17 protein-coding genes are annotated in these 15,412 nt (G+C 71.3%); 13 read left to right on the top strand and 4 right to left on the bottom strand.

Features of this window, described 5'->3' with window-relative positions; genetic code table 11:
- The first annotated feature begins 115 nt into the window (after nucleotides 1–115).
- Both DEJ01_RS00390 and DEJ01_RS00385 read left to right on the top strand, forming a co-directional pair.
- Entirely contained in the window at nucleotides 116–724 is a 609-nt protein-coding gene (locus tag DEJ01_RS00390; protein WP_111091898.1) for a PadR family transcriptional regulator, read from the top strand.
- On the top strand, nucleotides 721–2,265 hold the full coding sequence (locus DEJ01_RS00385; RefSeq protein ID WP_111091897.1) for a DHA2 family efflux MFS transporter permease subunit: 1,545 nt from the start codon (nucleotides 721–723) through the stop codon (nucleotides 2,263–2,265). Before DEJ01_RS00390 ends, DEJ01_RS00385 begins: the two co-directional genes overlap by 4 nt.
- Before the next feature lie 104 nt (nucleotides 2,266–2,369).
- On the opposite strand, the gene DEJ01_RS00380 is transcribed toward DEJ01_RS00385, so the two are convergent.
- Both DEJ01_RS00380 and DEJ01_RS00375 read right to left on the bottom strand, forming a co-directional pair.
- On the bottom strand, nucleotides 2,370–3,191 hold the full coding sequence (locus tag DEJ01_RS00380) for a cytochrome c oxidase assembly protein (protein WP_258375606.1): 822 nt from the start codon (nucleotides 3,189–3,191) through the stop codon (nucleotides 2,370–2,372).
- A 165-nt stretch (nucleotides 3,192–3,356) separates the two neighbouring features.
- Nucleotides 3,357–4,670: an acyltransferase gene (locus tag DEJ01_RS00375; protein WP_111091895.1), complete on the bottom strand. Its 1,314-nt coding sequence runs from the start codon at nucleotides 4,668–4,670 to the stop codon at nucleotides 3,357–3,359.
- Between the two features lie 169 nt (nucleotides 4,671–4,839).
- Between DEJ01_RS00375 and DEJ01_RS00370 the strand changes: the two genes are divergently transcribed.
- Both DEJ01_RS00370 and DEJ01_RS00365 read left to right on the top strand, forming a co-directional pair.
- Complete coding sequence (locus DEJ01_RS00370; protein WP_246552610.1) at nucleotides 4,840–5,346, top strand: Fur family transcriptional regulator; 507 nt, start codon at nucleotides 4,840–4,842, stop codon at nucleotides 5,344–5,346.
- A 95-nt stretch (nucleotides 5,347–5,441) separates the two neighbouring features.
- Complete coding sequence (locus DEJ01_RS00365) at nucleotides 5,442–6,959, top strand: catalase (RefSeq protein ID WP_111091894.1); 1,518 nt, start codon at nucleotides 5,442–5,444, stop codon at nucleotides 6,957–6,959.
- A gap of 76 nt (nucleotides 6,960–7,035) precedes the next feature.
- Here the strand turns inward: DEJ01_RS00365 and DEJ01_RS00360 are convergent, their stop codons facing one another.
- Nucleotides 7,036–7,602: a GNAT family N-acetyltransferase gene (locus DEJ01_RS00360; RefSeq protein WP_071405850.1), complete on the bottom strand. Its 567-nt coding sequence runs from the start codon at nucleotides 7,600–7,602 to the stop codon at nucleotides 7,036–7,038.
- Between the two features lie 104 nt (nucleotides 7,603–7,706).
- On the opposite strand from DEJ01_RS00360, the gene DEJ01_RS00355 reads away from it, so the two are divergent.
- From DEJ01_RS00355 to DEJ01_RS00330, 6 genes are all read left to right on the top strand, one after another.
- The gene (locus DEJ01_RS00355) at nucleotides 7,707–7,988 is read left to right on the top strand and encodes a hypothetical protein (RefSeq protein WP_111091892.1); all 282 of its coding nucleotides are present in this window, start codon (nucleotides 7,707–7,709) and stop codon (nucleotides 7,986–7,988) included.
- The gene (locus DEJ01_RS00350) at nucleotides 7,989–8,594 is read left to right on the top strand and encodes a hypothetical protein (RefSeq protein WP_146247525.1); all 606 of its coding nucleotides are present in this window, start codon (nucleotides 7,989–7,991) and stop codon (nucleotides 8,592–8,594) included. It begins immediately after the preceding gene.
- A complete protein-coding gene (locus DEJ01_RS00345; RefSeq protein WP_111091890.1) occupies nucleotides 8,594–9,637 on the top strand; it encodes a peptidoglycan-binding protein in 1,044 nt (347 codons plus the stop codon). The genes DEJ01_RS00350 and DEJ01_RS00345 overlap by 1 nt, the downstream gene beginning before the upstream one ends.
- Entirely contained in the window at nucleotides 9,628–10,230 is a 603-nt protein-coding gene (locus DEJ01_RS00340; protein ID WP_111053800.1) for an ATP-binding cassette domain-containing protein, read from the top strand. Before DEJ01_RS00345 ends, DEJ01_RS00340 begins: the two co-directional genes overlap by 10 nt.
- Entirely contained in the window at nucleotides 10,227–11,318 is a 1,092-nt protein-coding gene (locus tag DEJ01_RS00335) for a hypothetical protein (protein ID WP_146247524.1), read from the top strand. Before DEJ01_RS00340 ends, DEJ01_RS00335 begins: the two co-directional genes overlap by 4 nt.
- A 223-nt stretch (nucleotides 11,319–11,541) precedes the next feature.
- A complete protein-coding gene (locus DEJ01_RS00330; protein ID WP_111091888.1) occupies nucleotides 11,542–12,426 on the top strand; it encodes a VOC family protein in 885 nt (294 codons plus the stop codon).
- A 26-nt stretch (nucleotides 12,427–12,452) separates the two neighbouring features.
- On the opposite strand, the gene DEJ01_RS00325 is transcribed toward DEJ01_RS00330, so the two are convergent.
- Nucleotides 12,453–13,238, bottom strand: coding sequence for an SDR family oxidoreductase (locus DEJ01_RS00325; protein WP_111091887.1), 786 nt, complete (start codon nucleotides 13,236–13,238; stop codon nucleotides 12,453–12,455).
- A gap of 127 nt (nucleotides 13,239–13,365) precedes the next feature.
- On the opposite strand from DEJ01_RS00325, the gene DEJ01_RS00320 reads away from it, so the two are divergent.
- Genes DEJ01_RS00320 through DEJ01_RS00310 form a run of 3 tightly spaced genes read left to right on the top strand, consistent with a single transcriptional unit; the run spans nucleotide 13,366 to nucleotide 15,400 of the window.
- The gene (locus DEJ01_RS00320) at nucleotides 13,366–13,941 is read left to right on the top strand and encodes a hypothetical protein (protein ID WP_146247523.1); all 576 of its coding nucleotides are present in this window, start codon (nucleotides 13,366–13,368) and stop codon (nucleotides 13,939–13,941) included.
- On the top strand, nucleotides 13,938–14,585 hold the full coding sequence (gene lepB, locus DEJ01_RS00315) for a signal peptidase I (RefSeq protein WP_111091885.1): 648 nt from the start codon (nucleotides 13,938–13,940) through the stop codon (nucleotides 14,583–14,585). Before DEJ01_RS00320 ends, lepB begins: the two co-directional genes overlap by 4 nt.
- Nucleotides 14,561–15,400, top strand: coding sequence for a helix-turn-helix transcriptional regulator (locus DEJ01_RS00310; RefSeq protein ID WP_111091884.1), 840 nt, complete (start codon nucleotides 14,561–14,563; stop codon nucleotides 15,398–15,400). The genes lepB and DEJ01_RS00310 overlap by 25 nt, the downstream gene beginning before the upstream one ends.
- The last annotated feature ends 12 nt before the right edge of the window (nucleotides 15,401–15,412 follow it).

The following is a 15,412-nucleotide window of genomic DNA, read 5'->3' as shown; positions in this document are numbered from 1 at the left end:
CCGGGACGGCGACGGGCCTCCAGACAGGCCCTTGCTGTGCGGTTGTTCATGTCTGTTCCAACGCGTATATTCCACTTAGAATAGTCAACAACGAACAAGCGGACTGGAGGCATGTGTGCCGTCGCTCACGCCACTCGCGTTCGCCGCGCTCGGGCTCCTGGCCGAGGGGCCGACGCATCCCTACGAGATGTTCCAGACGATGACGCACCGACGGGACGGTCGGAACGTCAAGGTCCGGCCCGGCACCCTGTACCACCAGGTCGGCCGCCTGGTGGAGCTCGGCCTCGCCGAGATCGTGGGGACCGACCGGGCGGGCAACCGTCCGGAACGCACCACCTACGCCATCACGGACGAGGGGTGGACGGCCCTGCACGACGGGCTCGTCCGGCTGATCGCCGAACCGGCCGAGGAGTACCCCGTCTTCCACCTGGCCGTCGCCGAGATCGAGAACCTGTCGGTCGACGAGGCCGAGTCCGCACTCCGGGCACGGGCCGTCGCACTCCGGGCCCAGCGCGACGAGACGGACGAGATCCTCGGGGTCGTCCGTGCCAAGGACCTGCCCGAGCGGTACTGGCTCGACGTGTCGTACGTGCGTGCCATGCTCACGACGCAGATCGAGTGGCTCGCCGCCACGGCCGACCGGATCGCCGCCGGCCACATCTCCTGGGACGCCTCCGTCGCGTCCGCAGACACCACCACGAACAGCAAGGAAACCACTCGATGACCACCGTCACGCCTCCGCGGACGACCGAGAAGAAGCCGTGGCCTGCCCTGTGGGCACTCGTCGTCGGGTTCTTCATGATCCTCGTCGACTCGACCATCGTGTCGGTCGCCACCCCCACCATCGCCCAGGAGCTCGACGCGGACATCAACTCCGTGATCTGGGTGACGAGCGCCTACCTGCTCGCCTACGCCGTGCCGCTGCTCATCACCGGCCGGCTCGGCGACCGCTTCGGCCCGAAGGTCATGTACCAGATCGGCCTCGTGGTCTTCACGCTCGCCAGCCTGTGGTGCGGCCTGGCCGGCTCGATCGAGGTGCTGATCGTCGCCCGCGTCGTGCAGGGCCTCGGCGCCGCGATGATGAGCCCGCAGACCATGTCGGTCATCACGCGCATCTTCCCGCCGCAGAACCGCGGCGCGGCCATGGGCCTCTGGGGCGCCGTCGCCGGTGTCGCGTCGCTCGTCGGCCCGATCGTGGGCGGCCTGCTGGTCGACGGCTTCGGCTGGGAGTGGATCTTCTTCGTGAACGTCCCCGTCGGTGTCGTCGCGTTCGTGCTCGCGCAGCGCTTCGTGCCGTCGTTCGAGCGGCACGGACACCGCTTCGACTACCTCGGCATCTTCCTGTCGGCAGCGGGCCTGTTCCTGCTCGTCTTCGGCATCCAGGAGGGCGAGACCTACGACTGGGGCGTCATCGCCGGCCCGATCTCGGTGTGGTCGCTCATCATCGTCGGCCTCGTGGTGCTGGCCGGCTTCGTCGTCTGGCAGGGCGTGCAGAAGGGCGAGCCGCTGCTGCCGCTCGGCCTGTTCAAGGACCGCAACTTCACGCTGGCCAACGTCGCCATCACGGCCGTCGGTGTCGCGATCGCCTCGTTCGCGCTGCCGATCATGCTGTGGGCACAGGACGTCCTGCGCTTCTCGCCGACCCAGGCCGCACTGCTCCTCGTGCCGCAGGCCGTGCTGTCCGCCGCACTCGCGCCGATCGTCGGCAAGAACCTGAACCGCTGGAACCCGCGCTGGGTCGCCTCGTTCGGGCTCGCCTGCTTCTCGGTCGGCCTGTTCTGGTTCGGCGCCCTGCTGTCGAGCGGTGCCGAGTGGGGCTGGGTGCTCCTGCCGAGCGCGCTCCTCGGCCTCGCCAACGCCTGCATGTGGGGACCGCTGTCCGTCTCGGCGACGCGCAACCTGCCGCCGAAGCTGGCCGGTGCCGGCTCGGGCGTCTACAACACCACCCGCCAGATCGGTGCGGTGCTCGGTTCCGCCGGCATCGCCGCCCTGATGGAGGCCCGGATCACCGCGAACTTCCCGGCGTCGTCCGGTGGGGCCTCGGCCGGTGGCGCGGAGCAGCAGGTCGGCGCGCTGCCGGGCTTCCTGCTCGAGCCGTTCTCCAAGGCCATGGGTGAGTCGCTCTACCTGCCGGCGATCGTGCTGATCGTGGCCATCGTCGCGGCGCTGTTCCTGGCGAAGCCGAAGCAGACCGTCGCGTGGCAGCAGACCGGCTCGGTCACCACGCAGCCCGACGCCGAGCCCGCGGGGGCCCCGTCGAAGTAGGGCACGAGCGCTTCGGCGCCCAACGAGTGAGCAGAAGAAGTCGAGTCACCTCCGGGTACTCGACTTCTTCTGCTCACTCGTGTCGGGGACTCACCCCCCGACCGTCAACTGCGGCGCTGCAGGTGCGCTCGGGTGAGCTCGTCCATCTGTTCGTCGGTCAGGGCGTCGACGTCCCGGGCCTCGCGGCGGTCGGTCCGCTGCCACCGGATGAACAGGGCGACGAGCACGGGGATGTCCGCCACCTCGGCGATGAACCACAGCAGGTCGCCCGCCAGGTGCTGGTCCTGCAGGGGCGACGGGTACCAGGCCCGCCCGACCACCGGCACGAGGGACCCGTCGAGCACGTGGTTCGTGATCCGCAGCACGATGCCGGGCACCGCGTCGATGACGAGCTCGACGAACGCGAGCAGGAACTCGGCCGTGGCGAACGTCGACGAGACGAGCACGCCGACCTCGGACAGCGGCGCGAGCAGGCCGAACCCGAGTGCCGGCACGGTCACGGTGATGACGGCGGCCCAGGCGGGGGACTCCCGGATCACCGCCGAGAACGGGGTGAGCAGGACGGCGAACAGCGCGAGCGCGACCAGCGGGGCGACGATCGCGTTGCCGAGCAGGCGCACCGGTCGTGACCCCATGACCGCGTCGGCGACCTGCGCGAGGCGAGCCGGGCCTCCGATCCGGAGCAGTACGACGGGCGCACCGAGCGCGGCGAAGGTGGGGACCGCGAAGAAGAGCAGGGCGGCCCGCAGGACGAACGCCCAGCGCAACCGCTCGTCGTCGACGCCGACGATGCCGAACTGCAGCACGCCGAACAGCACGAGCGCCGTGGCGAAGGCGAGCGTGCGCCACCACGGCCACCGGGCACCCCGTCGAGCCGCGCCGACGACCCACCCGCCGTAGGCGACCGCGGCGACGACGAGGAGCACCGCCGCCAGGGGGTCGAAGCGCCAGGTGCTCCAGAACTCGGGTGTCGACGGCGTGGGAGCCTCCTGGGGGTCAGGCGGACTCGTCCTTCGCGCCGCCGGAACCATCCTCCGCCCGCCCAGCGGCCACCGGGGGTCCGTCGTGGCCCCGCGACGGTGAGAACCGGTTCAGATCCGGGCGACCCCGGGTGCCGGGACGGTCCGTGACAGCAGCCAGACGCCCACCGGGACGGCCACGGCGCCGACGAGCGCGACGCCGAACGACAGGTGCAGCTGCATCACGAGGAACGCCGGGCCGATCGTGCAGAGGGCGGCGACCGCGACGACCGGCCACGACGGACGGTCGGCCGACGGCAGCAGCCGGGGGAGCGGCCGGTCGAACCAGCGCAGGGCCCGCGCCACCCCGATCGCGACGGCGAGCACCACCACGAGTGCGACGATGCGCGACGCCCACCACGGACCGGAGCCCGGCGCCGGGAACGGCACCCCGACGAGCAGGGCGATGCCGTTCAGTGCGATGAACAGCGGCAGGTGCCACAGGTAGATCGTCATGCCGTCGCGGCCGAGCACGAACACGGCCCCGAGCGCGGCACGGGTGCGCATCAGCCGGGTGAGCGGCGCGTGCACGAGCTGGACCAGGCAGGCCTGCGCGATCGCCAGGAACGCCAGCGGGAGCATCGGCGGGTTGAGGTCCTGCAGCATGTCCGGCGCCCAGAGCCCGACCGAGGTCATCGGCACGAGCACGGCGTACGCGGCGACGGCGATGCCGAGCAGGAGCACCTTCGACCGGCGAGCGAACCAGCCGTCGGCCCAGAGGAAGCCGAGCTGCTGCGCGAAGAGCCACACCGGCCCGAGGTTGAGCAGGCCGACCTCGGCGACCCCGGTGGCCAGGCGGACGGCGTCGACCGCCCCGGCGAGCACGAGCAGCACGGCGAGGGTGGCCCACGGTGCTCGCTCGTGCAGGCGCATCATCACGGGGACGCAGCACTGGGTGATGCCGTAGGCCGCCAGGAACCAGAGCGGCGAACCGATGCCGAACGCGACCTCGGCCAGGAGCTCCGGCGGCGTGCCAGCGGCCGTGGCGACGCCGAGCCCGAGCGCGAGGAACACGAACAGCGGCACCGCGGGCCGGAACAGCCGCACCAGGCGGGTGGCCAGGAAGTCGCGGGCGGGGCTCGGCTCACCACGGGCGACGGTGCTGCGCCAGCCGACGGCACTCGCGAACCCGCCGACCACGAAGAACAGCGGCATCACCTGCCCGACCCAGGTGGCGGCGACGTACCAGGGGAGTTCCTGCAGCGGGCTCGTGACCCGCACCCCCTGGTCATCGGCGGCGACGCCGACCATCGTGACGTGCACGATGACGACGAGGACGACGCAGGCCGTCCGGATGAGGTCGACGACCAGGTCCCGCTTCGCGATGATCCCCCGGACGTCCGCGGTGCTGTTCGCCTGTTCAGGCAGACCCTGGCTCGTGGACATGTCCGGACGTTAGCGTGCGGAACGGTCGGTCCAGTGTCGTCCCAGCTGATCGCGACCGGATCGTGACACTTCGTATTCCGGTAGCGGCATGTGGGTCCTCGCTGGTCGGCAGCAGAAGCTCGTGTACAGTGAACGCGTTGTCTTGATTCCTGCAAAAGAAAGGCTCAGCATGGACGCCGACGCCGATCTGCTCCGTTCCTCGGGGCTCCGGGTCACGACCCCGCGACTCGCGGTGCTCCGAGCGACCGACTCGATGCCGCACGCCACCGCGGACGACATCGTCACCGCGCTCGCCGTGGAGCTGCCGACCACCAGTCACCAGGCCGTCTACGGCGTGCTGAACGCCCTGACCGGCGTCGGGCTCGTCCGCCGCATCGAACCGGCCGGTAGCCCTGCGCGGTACGAGCGCCGCACCGGTGACAACCACCACCACATCGTCTGCACCCTGTGCGGCGCGATCGAGGACGTCGACTGTGCGGTCGGCCACTCGCCCTGCCTGACCCCGTCCGAGACCCACGGCTTCGCGGTCACCACCGCCGAGGTCACCTACTGGGGCATCTGCGAACGCTGTGCAGCGGCAGAGCGCGACGACGCGGAACACGACGACGCAGAGCGCGATCACCCAGACGCGCCCGGCGCGAACGCGCAGGCCCCCGGAGCCCCCACGCCCGCCTGACGGCGACCGCCCACCGCACCGGCCGCACGACGCGCCGGACCCCGAACCACCCGAGCACCCCTGACCGAACCAACGTCCCACCTCCAGGAGGAACCGTGTCCGACCAGAACACGCCGACCGGCACCCCGACCACCACGACCAACAGCGGCGCCCCCGTCTCGAGCGACGAGCACTCGATGGGCGTCGGGGCCGACGGCCCCCTCGCGCTGCACGACCACTACCTGGTCGAGAAGCTCGCCCAGTTCAACCGCGAGCGTGTCCCGGAGCGGGTCGTGCACGCCAAGGGCGGCGGCGCCTTCGGTACCTTCACCGTCACGCAGGACGTCTCGCGCTTCACCCGTGCCGCGTTCCTGCAGCCGGGCAAGCAGACCGAGATGCTGGCCCGCTTCTCCTCCGTCGCTGGTGAGCAGGGCTCCCCGGACACCTGGCGCGACCCCCGCGGCTTCGCGCTGAAGTTCTACACCGAAGAGGGCAACTACGACCTCGTCGGCAACAACACCCCGGTGTTCTTCATCCGTGACGGCATCAAGTTCCCCGACTTCATCCGCTCGCAGAAGCGCCTGCCGGGTTCGCACCTGCGCGACCACGACATGCAGTGGGACTTCTGGACGCTGTCGCCCGAGTCGGCGCACCAGGTCACGTGGCTGATGGGCGACCGCGGCCTGCCGGCGAGCTGGCGCGAGATGGACGGCTTCGGCTCGCACACCTACCAGTGGATCAACGCCGAGGGTGAGCGCTTCTGGGTGAAGTACCACTTCATCACCGAGCAGGGCCACAAGACCCTGACGCAGGAGGACGCCGACCGCATCGCCGGTGAGGACGCGGACTTCCACATCCGTGATCTGCACGCCGCGATCGAGCGTCAGGACTTCCCGCGCTGGACCCTCAAGGTGCAGGTCATGCCCTACGAGGACGCCGCGACCTACCGCTTCAACCCGTTCGACCTGACGAAGGTGTGGCCGCACGCGGACTACCCGCTCATCGAGGTCGGCACGATGGAGCTCAACCGCAACCCGGAGAACTACTTCGCGCAGATCGAGCAGGCGACCTTCGCCCCCTCGAACTTCGTGCCCGGCATCGCGGCGAGCCCCGACAAGATGCTCCTGGCGCGCATCTTCAGCTACGCGGACGCACACCGGTACCGCGTCGGCACGAACCACGCCCAGCTGCCGGTGAACGCCCCGAAGAACGAGGTCCACTCGTACTCGAAGGACGGCGGCATGCGCTTCGACTTCCAGAAGTCCGAGGTGCCGGTGTACACGCCGAACTCGCTCGGCGGTGCGCACGCCGACCCGAACGCGACCGACGACGCCCCGGGCTGGGAGTCCGACGGTGCGCTGCAGCGTTCCGCCGCGACCCTGCACCCGGAGGACGACGACTTCGGCCAGGCCGGCACGCTCGTCCGCGAGGTCCTGGACGACGCCGCCCGTGAGCGCCTGGTCGGCAACATCGCCGGTCACGTCTCGAAGGTGACGCGCGACGACCTGCGCGAGCGCGTGTTCGCCTACTGGACGAACGTCGACGCCGACCTGGGTGCGCGCGTGCGCGCCGCGGTCGCGCCGAGCGCGCCGGGCTCCAACGAGGACCCGGAGAAGGTCGCGGTCGAGGCGTAAGCCCCACTTGACGACCTGACGGACGGGAGGCCCGGTACCAGCTGGTACCGGGCCTCCCGTCCGTTGGTCGTTGCGTCTAGACCTGCTGGCCGTTGAGCCAGATCGGGCCAGCGGGCCAGTCCTCGAGCTGCGCTGCCACCGGCAGCGCCATCCAGCCGCCCTGCTCGGTGTTGCTGACGCCCGCGCCCTCGGCGGTGAACGCCGAGAAGGTGCCGACAGCCTCGGGGAACTCGTGCCAGCCGAGCTTCGCGTAGAAGGGGATCCGGTCCTCGCCCGCGCCGAGGAACCCGAAGGGCACGCGGAGTCCCTCGAGGACCGCCGCGGTCCGGGTCATCAGCTCACGGCCGACGCCGGTGCCCTGCAGTCGGGGCGACACGGCGACCAGGCCGGTGTCGCCGACCAGGACGTCTTCGCCGCCGACGGAGATGTACATGCGGCGGATGCCGACGTGGGCCAGGACGACCCCGTCGGCGTCGTGCGCGAGCACCCGGCGTTCCGGCTGCATGCCGGACCAGCTCCGGCCGCCCACGTACCAGTGCGACCAGTCGGGGAAGGCCTGCCCGAGCAGCGCTGCGATCGCTTCGTGGTCGGGGAGCGACAGTGTGCTCTCCTCGACCACCTCCCACCGGATGTCGTCAGTCACGGGTCCATCCTGCACGGATGTGGTGGTGGTCGTTGCATTCTTGCCCCGTCCGGTAATACGTTAACGGTGACATCTGAATGGTGTCACAACGAAAGGGGAGATCGATGTCGATCAAGAACGTCGTACTGGGTGCGGTCGTGCTGGGGAGTGTCGTGGGCGGTGGGATCGCGGTCGACACCGTGACGGCGCCGGAGGCGAGTGCTGCGTGCTACGGGTCTGTCTCGATCTGGAAGGGCAAGAACAACTCCTGCTCGAGCGCGCGGCACTGGGACGCCATCAAGAACAAGGATCCGCGGTACGGCAAGTGGGTCACCCGAGGGAAGTGGTCGCAGCAGACCGCGTGTTGGGCGAACGTCGTGTCGTACGGCATGACCGCGCGCAGCTGAGTGTCCGGCGGGACGAGTGGCCGCGTCGCACTGTGCGTCGCGGTCGCTCTCACTCTTGGTGCGTCTGGCTGCAGTGGTGCGGGAGGAGCGGGCTCCTCACCGGCTCCTTCCGTCTCGGCAGGCCCGTGGGCGGCCGACTTTGTGTCCGCATTCGACGACAGCGAGTCTGCGTACGAACGCGGGGTACTCAGTGACGGTCGCGTCACGACCCAGGAACTCGAGGACGCTCACGCGAAGGTCGACACGTGTCTCCGCGATTCGGAGCTCACGATCTCCTACTTCGCCGACGGCGGGTTCGAAGTGGGAAGCACGGTGGGCGAGTCGCCGAGCAACGACATCGGGAGGACCAACAAGATCCTCGAAGCGTGCGAGTCGAAGTTCGACCAGAGCATCACGTTCCTGTTCGAGGAGACGCGCAGGAACCCCGGCAAGCTGGACGATGCGAAGATCACCGTTCCGTGTCTGCGGAAGGCCGGCCTCGTCGGAAGGGACTACACCGAGGAACAGTGGCGGAAGGACCAGGACGCCGACGCCTTCCCGTTCGACTCGATGGGCGAGCAGGCGAAGCAGTGCGCCCTTGATCCGCTCGCGCTCTGGCGGCAGTGATGCGCTTCCCGTCTGCCGCACTCCTGGCGCTCGGCGCGATGGTGGTCGCAGCGGCGACGGCCGCAGTCATCGTCGTCGCTGTGCCGGCCGAGGTCCCGGCCGCACTCCGGACGGCTGCCCCCGCGAGCACCGTCCGGGTGACCGAGCGCACCGATGCCGATGAACGACAGGTGCAGCTCGCACTCGACACCGGTGCCCCACGGGCGGTCGTGACGTCGCGGAGCGGCACGGTGACGACATCGACGTGCTCGACCGGGGCACCCGTGCGGAGCGGGGACGTCCTCGCGCGGGTAGACGGACAGCCGGTGCTCGCACTTGCCAGTGACGAGCCGCTGTGGCGCGACCTCGAGCTCGGCGACCGCGGGGCCGACGTCAGGGGGTTGCAGCGGGAACTCACGCGACTCGGTGCTGGATTGAGCATCGACGGCATCCTCGGTCGGGGCACACTCCGTGCTGCGCAGCAGTTCCTGGTCGACCGAGGCGTCGACCGCGACGACCTGCCCGACGACGTCGTACTGCGGGACCCGTTCGCATGGGTGCCAGCCGCCGAGAACGCCGTCCTGGCGTGCGTGGCTGTCGTCGGGGCAGCGGTCGGCGCCGACGGTGTCCTCGTCGAACTCCCGGCCGAACTCCGCGGTGCACGCATCGAGGCGCTCCCGGTCGATCCGGCGCCGGGGGAGCGCGTGCTGCGGATCGGGAACGCCGACGTCCCGATCGACACCGAAGGGGTGGTCTCCGCGCCGACGGACCTCGCTGCGATCACCGCCCTGCCGGAGTACGCGGCGACGGTCGCTTCGGCGGACGGCGCACCGACGGTGGCCGCGACGTGGACGCTCAGTCGCCCACGAACCGTCCAGGTGGTGCCACCGACGGCCCTCTGGGACCTCGAAGGTGACCGGGCGTGCGTGCAACCGACGACGGGGCGGCCGCTCCGGGTCGAGGTCCTCGGGTCGGAACTCGGGCAGGCGTTCGTCCGGGTGCCCGGCGGACGAACGCTCGACCGGATCCGTGCCGTGCCGGACCGGTCCAGCTCGTGTCGGTGACGCTCGAGGGCGTCGGACACGTCTGGTCGAACGGCACCGTGCTGTTCGACCGCGTCGACCGCACCTTCGCCGAGGGGACCGTTACCGCGGTCGTCGGGCCGAGCGGTTCCGGCAAGTCCACGCTGCTCGCGATCCTCGCCGGGATGCTCCGTCCGACGCGCGGTGCCGCCGTCCGTCCGCCGGGCTGTCGGCCGCTCTGGGTCTTCCAGAACCCGTACGGGGTGGCCCGCCGCCGCGTGCTCGACCACGTCGCGCTGCCGTTCGTCGCCCAGGGCGCGGATCGTCGGACCGCGGACGTCCGCGCGTTCGGGGTCCTCGAGCGCTTCGGGCTCGGTTCGCGGGCGCACGCGCGGTTCGCCGAGCTGTCCGGTGGTGAGGCGCAACGCCTGATGCTCGCGCGCGCCATCGCCAGCGCGCCGGGTCTGATGCTGGTCGACGAGCCGACGGCGCAACTCGACCGGGCGACCGCGATCGAGGTGAACCGTGGGATCGGTGCGCTCGCCGCGTCGGGGACGGTCGTCGTCGTCGCCACGCACGACGACGCGACCCGTGACGCCTGCGACGGGGTGCTCGATCTCGGGCGGTACCGATGAGCCCTCGCCGGATGCAGGTGACCGAGGTCTGGCGGGAGGCGTGGCGCGACATCGATTCCGGAGCCTCGTGGGCAGCCACGGCCGCTGTCGTCCTCGCGGTGCTGCTCAGCGGCGTCGTGGGCATGCGCGCCGGAGCGGTCGCCGGTGACGTCCGAGCGGCTGCGGTGTTCGTCGCGAGCGGTGCGGCGACGACCGTCCAGCGGGCCGAGGGCCGGATCGACGGCCGCGTGTGCGATGCGCTCGTGGACACCGAAGGGGTCATCGCGTCCGGTGCGTTCCGGCGCCTCGACGCCGGGGTCGTCCCCGCCGCGCTGCCGGGCTCGGCGATCCCGACCTACGAGGTGACCGCCGGGGTGCGTGGTCTGCTCGGCGGCTCCGATGCCGACGGCACCGCGGGAGTGATCGTCTCGCCCGCGGTGCACGAGACCCTGGGCCTTGCTGCCGGCGATCGCCTCGTGACGGTGGGCGGCGCGGGCACCGGAGTCGCCGGCGTGTACGACTACCCCGACGACGGCCGGGACCCCGACCTGGAGTACTCGGTCCTCGCGCCGACGGTCGACGACGGGTCGCCGTTCGACGCCTGCTGGGCGACGGTGTGGCCGCAGCGCGACGACACGGTCTCGATGCTCCGGCGCACCGTCTTGCCGGCGAGCGGGGCCGAGGGCGAGGACCGACCGACCGCCGGGCAGCTCAACCCGACGCTGGGCGCGGTCTTCACCCCCGCGGCGCGGCAGCCAGTCCTCGTCCCGTTCGGTGCAGCGGCCCTCGTGGGGCTGACGATCGGCGGGGCAGCGGTCGCACGGCGTCGGCTCGCCCTGGCCTCCGATCGGCACGTCGGGGTACCGCGGAGTGCGCAGGTCCTCGGCGTCGTCCTGCAGCACCTGGTCTGGGCATCGGTCGGGGCGGTGGTCGCGACGAGCGTCGCGGTGGTGTCGGTGCGTGGCCTCGACGTCGACGACGCGCTGCCGATCGTGCGCGAGGCAATCGCGATCGCGTCCCTCGGGCTCGTGGGCGCGCTGCTCGGTGGGGCGCTCGCCGCGGCCGTGATCCGCGAGCGCGCGCTGCACCGCTACTTCCGCTCCCGCTGACCGCGGCCGGCGGGGCGGACGCGCGCCGGGCCTCCCGTCGCCTGCGCGCCCCGTCCGCTGTGCGCCCCCGTGCGCCAAAGCGACAGATCGCCGCGAACCGTTCGCAGCGATCTGTCGCGTTGGCGGGTGCCTCGCGCCGGGATTGCGTGGATCTGTCGCTCTGGCGCAGGCGACCGACACTCATTTGGTTGACGCATCAACTAAATGGGCGCACACTGGTGCCATGCACACGCAGGACCTCCTCGCCGCCGACACCGGGATGGGTGCCGTCACCCTCCGCGTCGCGAACCTCGACCGGATGATCGGCTACTACCGCGACGGCGTCCAGCTCTCGCTGCTCTCGAACGAGGGCGGCGTCGCTGTCCTCGGGCGACCGGGCGCCGGTGGCCTGGCGGTGCCGATCGTGATCCTCGAGCACGCGCCGTCCATGCAGCACGCCGGCCCGCACGACGCCGGCCTGTTCCACACCGCGGTCCTGTTCGACACGAGGGCCGACCTGGCCGCCGCGCTGTACTCGGTCGCGACGAAGTTCCCGCAGACCTTCACCGGCAGCGCCGACCACTTGGTGAGCAACGCGTTCTACTTCACCGATCCCGAGGGCAACGGCGTCGAGCTGTACTGGGACCGCGACCGCACCGAGTGGTCGTGGACGCACGGCATGGTCGACATGGACACGAAGTACGTCGACCCGAACGCGTTCCTGCAGGAGCACCTGACGCAGGACGCCCTGGACGCCGCCGCGGCACGCCCGGGCAAGGTCGGCCACGTGCACCTGTCCGTCGGCGACGTCGACGCCGCGCGCTCCTTCTACGTGGACACCCTCGGCTTCGAGACCACCGCCGGCTTCGGCGAGGCTCTGTTCGTCAGCGCCGGCGGCTACCACCACCACATGGCGATGAACACCTGGAACTCACGTGGGGCCGGGCGCCGCCAGCTCGCGCTCGGGCTCGGACTCGTGCGGATCGAGGTGCCCGGGTCGGACGACCTCGGTGCCCTCGTCGCACGCATGCACGACACCGGGGTGCAGACCGCGGACGACGGCCGGACGGTCGCGTTCGAGGACCCGTGGGCGAACCGCATCGAGGTGACCGCGCCCGGTCGCGGCTGACGAGCGGGTCGCGAGGGGCCGACAGGTCAGGCGCTGTTCGAGATCCCGCCGTCCGACTTCAGCAGCTGCCCGTTCACCCAGGCGCCCTGCTCCGAGCAGAGGAACCCGACGAGCGCGGCGGTGTCCGACGGGCGTCCCAGCCGACCGAGCGGGGTGCCCTCGACGGCCCACCCCTTGACCTCGTCGGACATCCAGCCGGTGTCGTTCGGGCCCGGGTTCACCACGTTGGCGCTGACACCGAGGCTGCCGAGCTCCTTCGCGGCGCCGAACACGATCCGGTCGAGCGCGCCCTTCGACGCCCCGTACGGCAGGTTGTACGCGATGTGGTCGCTCGTCAGGGCGACGATCCGGCGGCGGCCGCGCGGTGCGGCGTCCCCGGCGAGCTCGAGCCCGGCCGCGTAGGCCTGCACGAGCAGGAACGGTGCGCGGGCGTTCACGGCGAAGTGGCGGTCCCACGACTCGACGGTCGTGGTGCGGAAGTCGGAGTCGACGGACTCGCAGTGCGACATGACGAGGGCGGTGACCGGGGCGCCGGCTTCCGCCTCGGCGCGGCCGACGAGTGCGGCCGCCTGCTCCGGGTCCTCCAGGTCGACCGGGAGGCGCGTCACCCGTGCTCCCGCCGCCTCGCACTCCTGCACCACCGACTCGACCCCGTCCGGGTCCGCCCCGCCGCTCACGCGGTCGTCGTAGGGGCCCCACCACGAGATGGCGAGGTCCCAGCCGTCGGTCGCCAGCCGGGTGGCGAGCGCTGCGCCGATGCCGGCTCTGCGGCCCACGCCGGTCACCAGGGCGAGTGGTCGTGCGGACGTCATGCGTGCCTCCTGTCCGGCGCTCCGTCGCACCGATCGGGACCCAGTCTGCCGGAACCGGCCACCCGTGTGACCATCGCACCCGGTGTCCTGTCGGCGGACGGCCGACCGCGGGGGCCAAGATGGACGGATGCCACGCACACGACGGCCCTCCCGACCGGGGCGCGGACCCCGCGGCGGTCGCCCGGACCCCCGCGACCTGCCGCTCGAGCACGTCCGCGACCGGATGTCGTCGTACATCTACGGCAACATCACGGTGCTCGCCGTCGCGATCGCGGTGAACCCGGAGCAGATCCACCACGGCGCCGCGGTGGCGACCGTCCTGGCGACCGCGGTGCTGACGTACCTGGCGCACGTGCTCGCGCACCTGGTCGCGCACGGACTCGGCGACGACGGCGAGGAATCCGCTGCGGACCGCGCTGCGCGCCGCGACTCGGTCGCGACGATCATCCGGAACGCCAACCCGATCGCGACCTCCGGGCTGATCCCGGCGGTCCTCTACGCGGCGGCCTGGATCGGGTGGCTGCCGGCGGAGTGGGCACAGATCGCGGCGACGGTGATCCTGGTCGTGCGCATCGGGCTGGTGGGCGTGTTCATGCAGCGGTTCAGCGGGAAGCAGCCCACGTTCCTCGGGCTGTGGGGCGGGATCGTGCTGGCCGCGGTGGCGTTCGTGATCGGTGTCGTCAAGGTGGTGTTGACGCATTGAGTGACACGCACGCCCACGCCGAACCTCACTCCGAACCCGCCCCCGACAGCGAGCCGAAACGCGGCGGGCTGCGGTTCCTGCGCGACCTCGTCATCATCGTCGTCGTGGCGCTGCTGGCGTCCTTCCTGGTCAAGGCGTACCTGGTCCGCGCGTTCTCCATCCCCTCGGGCTCGATGCAGAACACGCTGCTCATCGGGGACCGGGTGCTCGTCAACGAGCTCGTGCCCGGGGTCGTCCCGCTGCAGCGCGGTGACGTCGTGGTGTTCCAGGACCCGGGTGGCTGGCTCGGCATGGGCCAGGGCGACGACCTGATCAAGCGGGTCATCGGCCTGCCGGGTGACACGGTGTCGTGCTGCGACGCCCAGGGCCGCCTGTCGGTGAACGGGCACGCGGTGGACGAGCCTTACGTCGTGCTCGAACGCGGGTCGGACCGTGTCGCCGGGAAGGACTTCGAGATCACCGTGCCGAAGGGGCGCATCTGGGTGATGGGCGACAACCGGTACGACTCCGCCGACTCGCGCGTGCACGGCACCGTGCCGGTCGACGACGTCGTGGGGCGGGCCTTCGTGACCACGTGGCCGATCTCGAGGTGGTCGGTGCTGTCCCGGTACGGCGACGAGTGGGACCGGGTCCCGACGCCGTGACCGCGGACGACGAGGGCTTCGGCTACGAGACCGGCGGGGACGACGACCTGTCGATCCACCGGATCGCGACACCGGGCAAGCGGTCGGGGACGATCGGTCCGCGCCCCGACCACGTCGTGTTCTGGCTCGCCGACGGCCGGGCCAGCCTGACCGCCGACGACGGCGAGCACTGGGAGGTCGGTGCCGAGCGCCCGATGATGCTCTCGGCGTCCGTCGCGTACGGCTTCGAGACCGACGCGACCGCCACGACGCTGCTGCACCTGTCGCCGTCGCTGCTCGGCGACACGGGGGAGTCCTCGGTGTTCGGGCAGCCGGACGCGGCCGATCCCGCACTCGAGCCGCTGCGGGCACTCCTGCGCGAGGCCTCCGGGCGCATCCTCGACCCGGCCCTGCCCGCCGACGACCGAGCGGCCCTGAACCGGCGGATCGCGACCGTCGTCCTGTCGACCTTCGCCCGGTCGCGATCGGACGTCGCGGACCGGATGCGGCGGGCGATCGGCTTCGTGCACGACCACGCCGACCGGACGCTGACCGTGGCGGACGTCGCAGCGGCCTGCGACCTGAGCGAGCGCGGCCTGCAGGACCTGTTCCGCCGTCGTCTCGGCGTCACCCCCATGCAGTACCTGCGCGAGGTCCGGCTCGACCGGGTGCACCTGGAGCTGGGGCGGCCGGGTTCCCGCGCGCTGCTCGTCAGCGAGGTCGCGCGGCGGTGGCGGTTCACCCACCTCGGGCGGTTCGCGGCGTACTACCGGGAGCGGTTCGGGGAGCAGCCGCACCAGACCATCGCGCGGAGCGGCACACCCGGAGAACGGTAGTTCTCGCGTTCT

This window comes from Curtobacterium sp. MCLR17_040 (assembly GCF_003234735.1).
GTDB lineage: Bacteria > Actinomycetota > Actinomycetes > Actinomycetales > Microbacteriaceae > Curtobacterium > Curtobacterium flaccumfaciens.
This window is presented reverse-complemented; position numbering and strand designations above follow the sequence as displayed.

Bases quoted from the DNA above. Each gene is read 5' to 3' on its own strand.
- DEJ01_RS00355 (WP_111091892.1), top strand. From the start codon at position 7,707: ATGTCGATCAAGAACGTCGTACTGGGTGCGGTCGTGCTGGGGAGTGTC.
- DEJ01_RS00345 (WP_111091890.1), top strand. From the start codon at position 8,594: ATGCGCTTCCCGTCTGCCGCACTCCTGGCGCTCGGCGCGATGGTGGTC.
- DEJ01_RS00335 (WP_146247524.1), top strand. From the start codon at position 10,227: ATGAGCCCTCGCCGGATGCAGGTGACCGAGGTCTGGCGGGAGGCGTGG.
- DEJ01_RS00320 (WP_146247523.1), top strand. From the start codon at position 13,366: ATGCCACGCACACGACGGCCCTCCCGACCGGGGCGCGGACCCCGCGGC.
- DEJ01_RS00385 (WP_111091897.1), top strand. From the start codon at position 721: ATGACCACCGTCACGCCTCCGCGGACGACCGAGAAGAAGCCGTGGCCT.
- DEJ01_RS00370 (WP_246552610.1), top strand. From the start codon at position 4,840: ATGGACGCCGACGCCGATCTGCTCCGTTCCTCGGGGCTCCGGGTCACG.
- DEJ01_RS00330 (WP_111091888.1), top strand. From the start codon at position 11,542: ATGCACACGCAGGACCTCCTCGCCGCCGACACCGGGATGGGTGCCGTC.
- DEJ01_RS00325 (WP_111091887.1), bottom strand. From the start codon at position 13,238: ATGACGTCCGCACGACCACTCGCCCTGGTGACCGGCGTGGGCCGCAGA.
- DEJ01_RS00375 (WP_111091895.1), bottom strand. From the start codon at position 4,670: ATGTCCACGAGCCAGGGTCTGCCTGAACAGGCGAACAGCACCGCGGAC.